Source organism: Massilia cavernae, assembly GCF_003590855.1.
Taxonomy (GTDB): Bacteria; Pseudomonadota; Gammaproteobacteria; order Burkholderiales; family Burkholderiaceae_D; genus Telluria_A; species Telluria_A cavernae.
The window spans coordinates 1-11,982 of the sequence record NZ_QYUP01000003.1 but is presented as its reverse complement, the minus strand read 5'-3'; the positions used below and the strand labels follow the sequence as shown (position 1 = coordinate 11,982).

At 62.5% G+C, this 11,982-nt stretch carries 10 protein-coding genes and 2 pseudogenes; 3 read left to right on the top strand and 9 right to left on the bottom strand.

The genetic code is table 11. The features are described from left to right. The 6 genes from D3872_RS00280 to D3872_RS00260 form a co-directional block, all read right to left on the bottom strand. Positions 1-318: copper-binding protein (locus tag D3872_RS00280; protein WP_119808920.1), on the bottom strand; the 318-nt coding region annotated here is incomplete at its 3' end. A 21-nt stretch (positions 319-339) separates the two neighbouring features. Further along, on the bottom strand, positions 340-783 hold the full coding sequence (locus tag D3872_RS00275; RefSeq protein ID WP_119808919.1) for a DUF411 domain-containing protein: 444 nt from the start codon (positions 781-783) through the stop codon (positions 340-342). A gap of 21 nt (positions 784-804) precedes the next feature. After that, positions 805-2,199: a multicopper oxidase family protein gene (locus tag D3872_RS00270; protein WP_119808918.1), complete on the bottom strand. Its 1,395-nt coding sequence runs from the start codon at positions 2,197-2,199 to the stop codon at positions 805-807. A gap of 14 nt (positions 2,200-2,213) precedes the next feature. Continuing rightward, positions 2,214-3,632, bottom strand: a complete 1,419-nt coding sequence (locus tag D3872_RS00265) for a TolC family protein (protein ID WP_119808917.1) — start codon at positions 3,630-3,632, stop codon at positions 2,214-2,216. Between the two features lie 10 nt (positions 3,633-3,642). Beyond that, a complete protein-coding gene (locus D3872_RS25135) occupies positions 3,643-3,993 on the bottom strand; it encodes a hypothetical protein (RefSeq protein ID WP_147373748.1) in 351 nt (116 codons plus the stop codon). Positions 3,994-4,098: 105 nt separating this feature from the next. Beyond that, complete coding sequence (locus D3872_RS00260; protein ID WP_119808916.1) at positions 4,099-4,500, bottom strand: hypothetical protein; 402 nt, start codon at positions 4,498-4,500, stop codon at positions 4,099-4,101. Positions 4,501-4,684: 184 nt separating this feature from the next. Between D3872_RS00260 and katG the strand changes: the two genes are divergently transcribed. Both katG and D3872_RS00250 read left to right on the top strand, forming a co-directional pair. Further along, positions 4,685-6,937, top strand: a complete 2,253-nt coding sequence (katG, locus tag D3872_RS00255; protein ID WP_119808915.1) for a catalase/peroxidase HPI — start codon at positions 4,685-4,687, stop codon at positions 6,935-6,937. Between the two features lie 122 nt (positions 6,938-7,059). Continuing rightward, positions 7,060-7,303: pseudogene (locus D3872_RS00250) on the top strand (NAD(P)(+) transhydrogenase (Re/Si-specific) subunit beta); the annotation flags it as partial. 29 nt (positions 7,304-7,332) lie between these two features. Here D3872_RS00250 and D3872_RS00245 read toward each other — a convergent pair. The 3 genes and pseudogenes from D3872_RS00245 to D3872_RS00230 form a co-directional block, all read right to left on the bottom strand. Then, the gene (locus D3872_RS00245) at positions 7,333-8,031 is read right to left on the bottom strand and encodes an anaerobic ribonucleoside-triphosphate reductase activating protein (RefSeq protein WP_119808914.1); all 699 of its coding nucleotides are present in this window, start codon (positions 8,029-8,031) and stop codon (positions 7,333-7,335) included. A 2-nt stretch (positions 8,032-8,033) separates the two neighbouring features. After that, positions 8,034-10,265: pseudogene (locus D3872_RS00235) on the bottom strand (ribonucleoside triphosphate reductase). 410 nt (positions 10,266-10,675) lie between these two features. Further along, positions 10,676-10,924, bottom strand: coding sequence for a heavy-metal-associated domain-containing protein (locus D3872_RS00230; RefSeq protein ID WP_147373747.1), 249 nt, complete (start codon positions 10,922-10,924; stop codon positions 10,676-10,678). A 196-nt stretch (positions 10,925-11,120) separates the two neighbouring features. On the opposite strand from D3872_RS00230, the gene D3872_RS00225 reads away from it, so the two are divergent. Next, a partial coding sequence (locus D3872_RS00225) for an NnrS family protein (RefSeq protein ID WP_147373746.1) occupies positions 11,121-11,982 on the top strand: 862 nt, incomplete at its 3' end.

Below are 11,982 nucleotides of genomic sequence, written 5' to 3'. Positions count from 1 at the left end.
GCGAAACTTCACCTTGTCGCCGGCCTTGACCTGGCCCAGCATTGCCGGATCCTTGGCGCGGAAGACCATCGTCATAGGCGCCATGCCGAGGTTCTTGAGTTCGCCGTGACGGATGGTGATCTTGCCGGCTTCCTTGTCGACCTTCTTGATTTCTCCGTCCGTCATTTCAGCGGCGGCGGCTTGATGGCCGGCGTGCGCTGCTGCCGGTTTCGCCGGTGTGCCGTGACCAGCATGTGACCCGTGGTCCTGGGCGATGGCAATGCCGGTGGAAGCGATAGCGATCAGGGTTGCTGCGGAAAATTTGGTGAAGGCGTTCATGGTGGGTCCTTTCGTTCAGTCTCAGTTGTAGTGTTTGTATACCGTCGTACTTCCGTTGCTCCGTACCAGCAGGACGTCGTAGGGATCCTTGCGGTGGCCTTCCATTCCGGGCGACCCCATCGGCATCGCGGGTACCGCCAGGCCGGCTGCCTTGGGCTTCTCCGCCAGCAGGCGCTTGATGTCGCTGGCCGGGACATGTCCCTCGATGGCGTGTCCGTTCACCATGCCGGTATGGCAGGAGCCAAGTGCGTCCGGAATGCCGCCCTTTGCGCGATAGTCCGACGGGTTGGCGACATTGAGCGCCGTGACTGTGAAGCCGCTGGCCTTCAAATGGTTCACCCATTCGCTGCAGCAGCCGCATTCTGCAGTTTTGTAGACAGCGATCACGGGGAACGCTGCGCTGGCTGCCAGCGGAATTCCCAGTAAGCCCGCCAGTGCTGCGCGTGCAAGGATGGAACGAATCATGATTTCTCCAGTAATCAGCTATTAGTTGTGGTCGCGGTGGCCTGAAGGCTTGCGCACATTGAGTTCGAGGTCCGGACGCTTTTTCGCTGCCGGCATGGACTGGCCGCCGGCGGAGCTGCGGCGGACCGGCGCCGGGGCTTCGCCCTTCCACTCATAGGCGACGGTTCCAGCAGGGTGCTTGTACCAGCCGGGATCCTTGTAATCTCCCGGCTTTTGGTCCTTGCGGACCTTGAGCACGGTGAACATGCCGCCCATTTCGACGCCGCCGAACGGTCCCTGTCCAGTCATCATCGGCAGCGTGTTGTCGGGCAAAGGCATCTCCATATCGCCCATCGAACCGCCTTTGTCGCCCATCACCATGTAGTCGGGAACCAGTCCATTGATCTTCTCGGCGACACCGCGGTGGTCGACGCCGATCAGGTTTGGCACTTCGTGACCCATCGCGTTCATGGTGTGATGCGACTTGTGGCAGTGGAAGGCCCAGTCGCCCGGATCGGTGGCGACGAATTCAATGGCGCGCATCTGGCCGACGGCAATATCGGTCGTTACTTCCGGCCAGCGCGACTCCGGCCTGGTCCAGCCACCGTCGGTACCGGTGACTTCGAATTCATGGCCGTGCAGGTGAATAGGGTGGTTGGTCATCGTCAGGTTGCCGGCGCGGATACGCACACGGTCTCCCTGTCGCACGTTCATCGTGTCGATGCCCGGGAAGGCACGGCTGTTGAACGTCCACAGGTTGAAGTCCAACATCGTGTTGGTGCGCGGCGTATAGCTGCCTGGATCGATGTCGTAGGCGTTCAGCAGGAATACGAAATCCCGGTCCACCGCGTGATGCGCGGGGTTCTTCGGATGGGTGACCCAGAAGCCCATCATGCCCATCGCCATCTGGACCATCTCGTCGGCATGCGGGTGGTACATGAAAGTACCCGGCCGCTTCGCCACGAATTCGTACACGAATGTCTTGCCCGGCTGGATGCCGGGCTGGTTCAGTCCGGTGACGCCGTCCATGCCGTTCGGCAGGCGCTGGCCGTGCCAGTGGATGCTGGTGTGTTCCGGCAGCTTGTTGGTGACAAAAATACGTACCCGGTCGCCTTCGACGACCTCGATGGTCGGACCAGGGCTTTGGCCATTGTAGCCCCACAGGTTTGCCTTCATGCCAGGCGCGATTTCGCGCACGACGGGCTCGGCGATGAGGTGGAACTCCTTGACGCCGTTGTTCATGCGCCAGGGGAGCGACCAGCCGTTCAGTGTAACGACCGGATTGTATGGCCGGCCGTTCGGCGGCGGCGGGGGCGGCTGTGTTTCCGCGCTCTCCATGAGCGGGGCTTCAGGCAGCGATGCCGCGCCTGCCCTGGTGACCAGCCCGGCGCCTACCAGTGCGGCAGCGCCCGTGAAAAAATCTCGACGTGAACCCATTGCTATTCCTTTTATCAGTGTGCAGGCGCAGCTTCGCCCGAGGCCTGCGTACCCATTGCTTTCGATGCCCCGCCGCCAGCGCCGTTCACCGCAGCCTGCAGCTCGGTTTCGGCAATCCAGAAGTCGCGCTGGGCTTCGATCGCGCTATTGACGCTGTTGACTTGCGTGCGTGCGTCGGCCAGCAGTTCGAAGACGCCGATCAGCATGCCGTTGTAGCGCAGAAGCATCTCGTCTGAAATCTTCTTGCGTAGAGGGACCACCTCGTCGCGGTAGTGCTTGGCGAGGTCATGGGAAGTGCGGTAGGCGGAATACGCTTCACGCACCTCGGAGCGCGCCCGGATCGCAGCATCCGCGGTCCGGTGGACCGACTGCATATAGATGGCTTGCGCCTTGGCGACCCGCGACCGTCCCCAGTCGAAAATCGGGAGCTCCAACTCGATCTCGTAGCCGTTCTCGCGCGGGGAGCCGGTCTTGCTGCTGTTGACATAGCCGGCGTGCATCACGTTGATGACGCCAGTGGCCTTGGACAGGCCAAGCGCGCGCGCCGTCATGTCCGCATCCCGCTTGGCCACCTGTACATCCAGGCGTTGTTCCATCGCCAGCGTTTCGATGTTGTTTTCGCTCGTGGTGGACTGTGGCAGGTCCGGAAGGCGGTCGGGCAATGCAAGGCCGGTCTGAAGTCCCCACACTCCCATCAGCCTGACCAGCTGTTCGCGTGCCACCGTGGCGTTGTGCCGGGAGCGGGCGACCTGTGCCGTTGCGTCAGCGTAGAAGGCCTGTTCGCGCGCCTGGTCGAGTTTGCTGAAATTGCCTACCTCGGCCATGCGCTTTGCCAGTTCGGCGCTTGCTTCGGCCGAGGTGCGCACCTGCTCCATGTAGAGCGCAGTTTGCCTGGCGGCGACGGCGTTGAAGTATGCCTTGCGCGTCTCCGATGCAAGGCGAACAGCTTCCGATGCCGCTTGCAACTTCGCGATCTCGAAGCGGCGGCTTTCAATTCCGCTACGGAGTGGGATCGTCAGCAGCCCGACGATGTCGAACATGACACTGCGCTCGATTTCAACATCGTGGCCTCCTGCCAGGCGGCCGAAGGAAAAGCTGGGATTCGCCATCCGTCCGGCCTGCACCAGGTCGGCTTCCGCAACACCCAATTCTGCCAGGGACGCCTGCAAGCCGCGGTTGTTCAACAGCGCCACTTGCACTGCGGTCTCGGCACTAAGCGGCGCGGAAAGCAGCTGGCTTACCTTTTGGTCGGCCACTGACGTATCAGCTTCGGATTTCGAAAACTGGACCGCCTGGCCCGTACGCTGTGTTGTTAGCGCAGAGACGGAATCGAGGCCGCCGTCACGCGAAAACGATGCACAGCCGGTAAGCACGAGCGTGGCGGCGGCCATTGCGACTGGCCGCAAGAAAGGGAGTCTTTTTGTTGTATTCATTGTCCGCTCCTCAATGCTCACTGTGTTTGCTGTGATCGACCGAGTCCGCTTTCTTCGATGCGTCCGGGGCGGGGGAATGCTTGCTGTGATCGACTTGGGCGGCCTCGTTTGCCGGTGCGTGGCCGGCGTGCCCGGCGGATTTCGCAACATTGTCATTCGCGGCTCGCCAGGCTTTATCGGGCGACGCTTGTGTCCCGACGGTTGCGGGTACGTAGCCGGCAAAGGCCGAGACGTAACCAGGCGCCGTCACCGGCGCCTTGGGATCGAGGGGATCTGCTGGTTGTTGTGGAGATGGCTGCGCCAGGGCGGCCAGGGGGAATGCCGCAATCAGGCTGACGGCGATCCAACGTAGTTGTGTCATGTTGCTTCCTCATGTTCGGCTGCGGGGGCGTGTACGGCACGCAACCCGGTCAATGGGTCAGCACGACAGCCGGACGACGGCCGTCACGCAAAACCCGTGCGATGGTCAGGCGAAGATGAGGCGAGGAGGGCGTTTCAGGCCTTCGGGGACGAACCCGATGACCAGGGTGGCAGTCGAAACGACGAGCGTCTCGGCGCCACTGAAGGCGGGAACTGAAATGAAGCCGGAAGGAGGCGCGACTGCGCCGATGCAGAATGCGGAACAGGCGCTGCATTTTACGTGTGGCGATTTGTCGGACTTAAGGTCGTCGGGTGATGCCGCGTGTGCGTCGGCAACATCGGCGGCCGCAGCCATATTATGGTGCTGATGAGTGGAGTCGCTGGAAGAGGGCTCCATAGCCGCCTTATGAACCGGACCACAAGACATGCCAATGGTCGCAGCGGCCGCATGCAGCGGTACCACAGCGATCAGGATCCATAGCAGTATTGTTTTGAAGAAGCGGCTCATTGGGAAGAAAGTATAGCACGAAGGAGATGCCGCGGGTCACGGCGTAGCGGGCTGTACAGCACGCCCGACGATCCATCGCATTATTCTAGTTGCCTGCCATTGAATTGACAACGCGCGACGCTTGACTTTCTTCCGGCAAAATCTACCCTTGACAGATGTGCCACCCAACCGATGAAGGATCGATATGCCCGACAAGCTAAACACCCAAAGTGTCAGCGAAAGCGAAAATCCTGCAATTCCCGCCCCGGCGCCGAAGACCGGCCGACCGAGGACGAACAGGGACTGGTGGCCGAATCAGCTGGACCTGTCGGTGCTTCACACACAGTCGCACCTGTCCTGCCCATTGGACGAGGACTTCGACTATGCCGAACAGTTCAAGGGCCTGGACGTCGAGGCGCTCAAGCGAGACCTGATCGCGGTCATGACCACATCGCAGGACTGGTGGCCGTCCGATTACGGTCACTACGGACCATTGTTCATCCGCATGTCGTGGCACGCCGCCGGGACCTACCGTATCGCCGATGGGCGGGGCGGTGGCGGCAAGGGGCAGCAGCGGTTCGCTCCCCTCAACAGCTGGCCCGACAACGCCAATCTCGACAAGGCGCGCCGGCTACTGTGGCCCCTCAAGAAGAAGTACGGCCAGGCGATCTCGTGGGCGGACCTGCTGGTACTGGCCGGCAACGTGGCTTATGAATCGATGGGCTTCAAAACCTTCGGCTTCGGTTTTGGCCGGTCCGACGTGTGGGAGCCCGAGGACATCTTCTGGGGCCCTGAGGACACCTGGCTGGGAGACGAACGCTACAGCGGCGACCGGGAGCTCGCCAAACCGCTCGCCAACGTGCAGATGGGCCTGATCTACGTGAATCCCGAAGGGCCCGGAGGCAACCCCGATCCGCTTGCCGCGGCCAGGGACATCCGCGAGACCTTCAGCCGCATGGCCATGAACGATGAGGAGACGGTTGCGCTCATCGTCGGCGGCCACACGGTCGGCAAGACCCATGGTGCTGCTGCGGCGGCTGGAAACGTCAGCCTGGAACCCGAGGGCGCCCCCATCGAGGAACAGGGTCTCGGCTGGAAGAACAAGCACGGTAGCGGCAAGGGCTCGCACACCATCACCAGCGGCCTCGAAGGCGCATGGACCAACAACCCGACCAAGTGGGACAACGGATTCCTGGAGAACCTGTTCAAGTACGAGTGGGAGCTGACGACCAGCCCCGCCGGTGCGAAGCAGTGGACACCCCGGAATCCCGAAGCGAAAGGCACCGTACCGGATGCGCACGATCCATCCAGGCGGCACGCGCCGGCGATGCTGACGACCGACCTGTCGCTGAAAGTGGATCCTATCTACGCGCCGATTGCGAAGCGCTTCCACGAGAACCCGGACCAGCTCGCCGACGCCTTCGCCAAGGCCTGGTTCAAGCTGCTTCACCGCGACATGGGACCCCGCTCGCGCTATCTGGGACCCTGGATTCCTGAGGCGCAGCTTTGGCAAGACCCGATACCGCCCGTTGACCATGAGCTGATAGGCGAGCAGGACGTCGCCGCCCTCAAGCGCACTGTCCTCGACTCGGGCCTGTCCGTCCCCGAGCTTGTTTCCACGGCCTGGGATGCCGCGGCCAGCTTCCGCGGTACCGATAAACGTGGCGGCGCCAACGGCGCGCGGATCCGCCTTGCTCCGCAAAGGGATTGGGAGTCCAACGAGCCGGCGCGGCTGGCAAGGGTCCTGGCGACCCTCGAACGGATCCAGGGCGAGTTCAACGGCTCACAATCCGGCGGCAAGAAAGTTTCGCTTGCCGACCTGATCGTCCTGGGCGGGTGCGCCGCCGTCGAGGAAGCGGCCGCAAAGGCGGGCGTCACGCTTACCGTCCCGTTCACGCCAGGCCGCACTGATGCCTCGCAGGAGCAGACGGATGTGAACTCCTTCGATGTGTTCGAGCCGCGCGGCGACGGGTTCCGCAACTATTTCCGGGCGAACGATCCGCTGTCGCCGGAGACCCGGCTGCTGGACCGGGCCAACCTGCTGGCGCTGACCGCGCCCCAGATGACAGTTCTCGTGGGCGGCATGCGCGTGCTCGATGCGAACCACGGGCAATCGAAGCACGGCGTGTTCACCGACCGGCCGGGCACCCTGACCAACGACTTCTTCGTGAACCTGCTCGACATCGGCACGGCGTGGCGGCCTTCCGCCTCGGACGGCAACGCGTACGATGGCAGCGATCGCGCTACGGGCCAGCCGAAGTGGACCGCGACCGCCGCCGATCTCGTCTTCGGCGCCCATTCCCAACTGCGCGCGCTGGCCGAGGTCTATGCGAGCGACGACGGGAAGGAGAAATTCGTGCGCGACTTCGTGGCGGCGTGGGACAAGGTCATGAACCTTGATCGTTACGACCTGCTCGCCCGGGGCAACGGTCGACGCCCGCTTGCAGCCGCGCTCTGAACGAGTGTGACGGCACCGCTGCCAAGGTACAAGTACGCGCTCGCCTTTGCGTTGGAGTTCCACCGCGCCGAGAGCGAGTTCCTCAGCGTCGAGCTGGCGGCGGCGGAAGACCGGCTGGCGGAGCGATCCACCCAGTGGCGGGCCGCATGCCGGGCCACATGAACGTGCTGCTGGCCGAGGCCGAGGTGCCGTACGGCCAGGTATTCGAGATGGAGGACATCAACAGCGAATTCGGCCAGACCGACGTGGTGCTGGTGCTGGGCGCGAACGACGTGGTCAACCCGGCAGCACCAGCCGAACATGATGATGGTGTTCGGCGACGCCAAGAAAGTTATCGAGGCAATGGTCAAAGCGATCGCACCGTAAGGGCCATGGTTTGCAAGGGTTACGTCGACTCATGCCTGTCGCAGCGTGAAGTGTTCGAAACGTGCCGCAATGCGCGCCAGTGCGTCAGCGTCGATGCGGACGGCCGTCGCTGCGACGAGCGCCGCATCTGCGCAACCCTGCGCGCGGAACGTCTGCAGGGCGTAGTTGCGCACTCCGGCGGCAGCCAGGGTTGCGGCCAGGTCCTCGACCTCGTTCATGTCGAGGAGGGCCGGATGCAGCGTGGTGCGGCATTCGTGGGCGACGCCGCTCGCAACGATGGCCTCCATGCAGCTGCGTGCCGGGTCGCCGCTGTCGGGAATCCCGGTGATCTTGCGGTAGGCCTTGAACGGTGCCTTGATGTCGAAGCCAACCCAGTCGACGAGAGGCAGCACAGCCTCCAGCCGGCGCGGATAGATGCAGGCCGTGTGCAGCCCGACCGCCAGTCCCATCGCGCGCACCTCGGCCATCGCGTCCGGCAAGGCCGGATCGATGGTTGGCTCGCCGCCGGAAAACACCACGCCGTCCAGCAAGCCGGCACGCCGGCCCAGCAGCTCCGTGACGTTCCGCCAGTGCAGCGGGCCCCGCTTGCGTGGCTGCAAGTGGGGATTGTGGCAGTAGCCACAGCGCCACGGGCAACCCTGGATGAAGACCGCCGCGGCGAACTTGCCTGGGAAGTCGGTAGCGGTGAACGGTATCAGGCCGCCGATACGTAGCGCCTCCGCCTTCACTTTTAGTGCATCCCGGCGGACAGGCTGGCTTCGGTAAAGCAGGTGCGTTCGTGGAATTCACCTTTCTTCCCCGTGTTGAAGGACGATACCGGCCGGTGGTAACCCATCACACGCGTCCAGATTTCGCAGGGCTGGCGCTCGGCGTCATCGAGCACGATGGCGGCGGGGGAAGGGAGCTTGGTTTGCTTCGTGTGGTTCATTGACATCTCCTTGCTTGGTCAGGTGGTTTCAAGCTGTTTGCGGGCGATCAGTTCGGCATCGCACTTGGGACAGAAAGGATGGCTGCCGCCGAGATATCCGTGCTTGGGGCAGATCGAAAAGCTGGGCGTGACTGTGATATAGGGCAATCCGAAGCGGCTCAGTGCGCGCCGGACCAGGTTGCGGCATGCGTCCGGGCTCGACAGCGGCTCGTTCATGTACAGGTGCAGCACGGTGCCGCCGGTGTACTTGCGCTGCAGCGCGTCCTGCCGCTCCAGCGCTTCGAAAGGGTCGTCCGTGAAGCCGACCGGCAGTTGCGACGAGTTGGTGTAATAGGGCATGTCGGCCGTGCCGGCCTGCAGGATGTCCGGATGGCGTTTGCGGTCTTCCTTGGCGAAGCGGTAGGTCGTGCCCTCGGCCGGCGTGGCCTCGAGGTTGTACATGTGGCCGGTCTGGTCCTGGAATTCGAGCATACGGGACCGCACATGGTCCAGCAGGCGCAGGGCGCAAGCGTGCCCCCATTCGCTGGTGATGTCGTGTTCGCCCCGCGTGAAATTGCGGATCATCTCATTGATGCCGTTCACGCCAAGCGTCGAGAAATGATTGCGCAGGGTGCCGAGATAGCGCTTAGTGTAGGGGAACAGGCCGTTGTCCATGTGGCGCTGGATCACCTTGCGCTTGATTTCGAGGCTGTCGCGTCCGAGCTCGAGCAGGCGGTCGAGCGCGGCAAGCAGGCCGGCTTCATCGCCGGCGTGCAGATAGCCCAGGCGCGCGCAGTTTACCGTGACCACGCCCAGCGAGCCGGTCTGTTCGGCAGAACCGAACAGGCCGTTGCCGCGTTTGAGCAGTTCGCGCAAGTCGAGCTGCAGGCGGCAGCACATCGAGCGGATCATGTTCGGCTTGAGTTCCGAGTTCAGGAAATTCTGGAAGTAGGGCAGGCCGTATCGCGCCGTCATCTCGAAAAGCAGTTCGGCATTCGGGCTGTGCCAGGCGAAGTCCTCGGTGATGTTGTAGGTCGGGATCGGGAAGGTAAACACCCGTCCCATGGCGTCGCCCGCCATCATGATCTCGATGTAGGCACGGTTGATCATGTCCATCTCGGCTTGCAGGTCGCCGTAAGTGAAGTCCATTTCGATGCCGCCGATCACCGGCACCTGCTCGCGCAGGTCGTCCGGGCAGACCCAGTCGAAAGTCAGGTTCGTGAACGGAGTCTGGGTACCCCAGCGCGACGGCACGTTCAGGTTGTAGATCAGCTCCTGAATATACTGCTTGACCTCTTCGTAGCCCAGCGCGTCGTTGCGCACATAGGGCGCCATGTAAGTGTCGAAGGAACTGAACGCCTGTGCTCCGGCCCACTCGTTTTGCAAAGTGCCGAGGAAATTGACGATCTGGCCCACCGCGCTCGACATGTGCCTGGGCGGGCCCGACTCGATCTTGCCTGGCACCCCGTTCAAGCCTTCCGCCAGCAGTGTACGCAGCGACCAGCCGGCGCAATAGCCGGAAAGCATGTCCAGGTCGTGGATATGCAGGTCGGCGCGACGGTGCGCCTGGCCCACTTCCGGTGGGTAAACATGGTCGAGCCAGTAGTTTGCAATGACCTTGCCGGACACGTTAAGGATCAGGCCGCCCAGCGAATAGCCCTGGTTGGCATTGGCGTTGACGCGCCAGTCGCGCTGTTCGAGGTACTCGTTCATCGATGCTTCGACATCGACCAGGCTCTTGCGGTCGCGCCGCAGGCTGTGGTGCTGCTCGCGGTAGACCACGAAGGCGCGCAGCGCGGCGCGCCGGCCAGCCGCGAACAACACGGCTTCGACCGCATCCTGGATCTGTTCGACGCTGGGATAGGCGCCGGCGACGAGGTGCCGCGTGGTGGCGTCGTACGCCAGCTCCAGGCTCTGTTCCTGCAGCGATTCCGGTTCGCCGGCGGCGATGCTGGCGCGTCGGATCGCCGAGGTAATGCGGTTCAGTTCAAAGGTTGCGATACGCCCGTCGCGTTTGATGACCCGGAGCGGAAGTTTGGCGGTGTCTTGATGCATGTTTTTCTCCGATGACCACAATGGGTAGTTGATTGTTTCAGAATAATTACTATATCTAGTGTGGTCAAACGGAATGCTTAACGACTTTCGTATTCCTTGATGCAAGTTAAGATGGTGTCGGCAGCACGGTCCTCTCGGCATGCAAGGCGACGATGCAAGGTGTGGTCGCGTCTCAACCAGTGGGTAATGAATCTCGAAGCTCAGGTGCGGCAAGTGTGCCGAAGTGGGAGCGCGCGAACGGCGCGAGTGCGGCATGCACGGCCGCGGGCAGGCCTTGAAGGATGAGGCCCCGCGGCGGCATGGAAGCAGAATCAAGGTGGGGCGGCGCCGGCTGAAGAATTACCTTGACAGCTGGGGCCGCTTTTTTAGTGGGCACTTCGCGGCCCGAACTCCGGGTCTGCCGGCCTGGTTCAGCCGCCGCAACCTCCACAGCAACCATGGCCGGATGGCGCATCGGCGACGATGAAGCCGGCTGACAGCACGGCCTCGCGCAGATGCACTGGTGAAGCGAGCGTGTCGTCGAACCCGACACGGGCCTGGGTATGTGCAAGGGTGATATGCACGCGTTCAACGCCGGAAACCGATTCCAGGGCCTTCGCCACCTGGATGGCAACCGCCTCCGTTTGCATTGCAGGAATGGTGAGTGTCGCAGTTTGCATCGTGGGGTTCTCCTCATGTGATGGATCAAGCGTATTCAAGAACGTCCAGACCGTCCATAAAATTCAGGCGGGCAGGCCGGTCGTTTTCAAAAAACGTAAACCAGATCAAGTCTGCTTGGATTGTGAGAATAGGCTGTTGCCGTATGCCTTCGTTTGAAGTAGCATTTCAAATGCATCTTTAACCGAGAGACAAATTATGAGCTTGCTGACCATCGAAGAACCGACGCCGGACGCGCGCTTTCCCCCTTGGAGCGGCAAGCATGCTTTATGGGCGCTCGGATTCAGGCCTCTTTATCTGTTGGCGGCGCTGCTGGCGGTGCTTGCCATTCCCGCATGGGTGGCAAGCTATCTTGGCTGGCTAACGGTGTCTCCCAACATCACACTTGGCTGGCATATGCACGAAATGGTATTCGGCTTTGCCATCGCGGTTGTAGTCGGGTTTCTTTTCACTGCGGGGCGCGCCTGGACCGGATTGTGGACGCCGCGAGGCTTGCATCTTGCCGCGCTTGCACTGCTGTGGCTTGCCGCTCGCATCGCAATGCTGACCGGGCCGGCATGGCTGGCTGCGATCATCGACATATCCTTCCTGCCACTGGCCGCATGGTCGATGTACCGGGTTTTGCACCGGGCCGGCAATCGGCGCAACATGTTCCTGGTTGTTCTGCTTGCCTTGCTGACGGTCGCCAATGGCGCCTTCCATGCCGCTGCCATGCACTGGATTCCGCTTTCCGTGATCGCCCCTGTCCATGCCGGCATCTTGCTGATTGTGCTGATCGAATCCGTTATTGGCGGGCGCGTCATACCGATGTTCACTGACAACGCGGTACCAGGCACGAAGTCACAGGTTCGTCCCCGGAACGACAAGATCGCCATTGCGGTCGTGGTCGCGGCCGGTGCAGGCTGGGTATTCGGCGCTCCCGGTCCGCTGATGGCTGCGCTGGCGTTCATGGCCAGCATCGCCACCGCCTTGCGGCTGGCAGGCTGGAAGTCATACCGGGCGGCCCGGAACCCACTGCTGTGGATATTGCACCTCAGCTATGCATGGATACCGCTGGGCT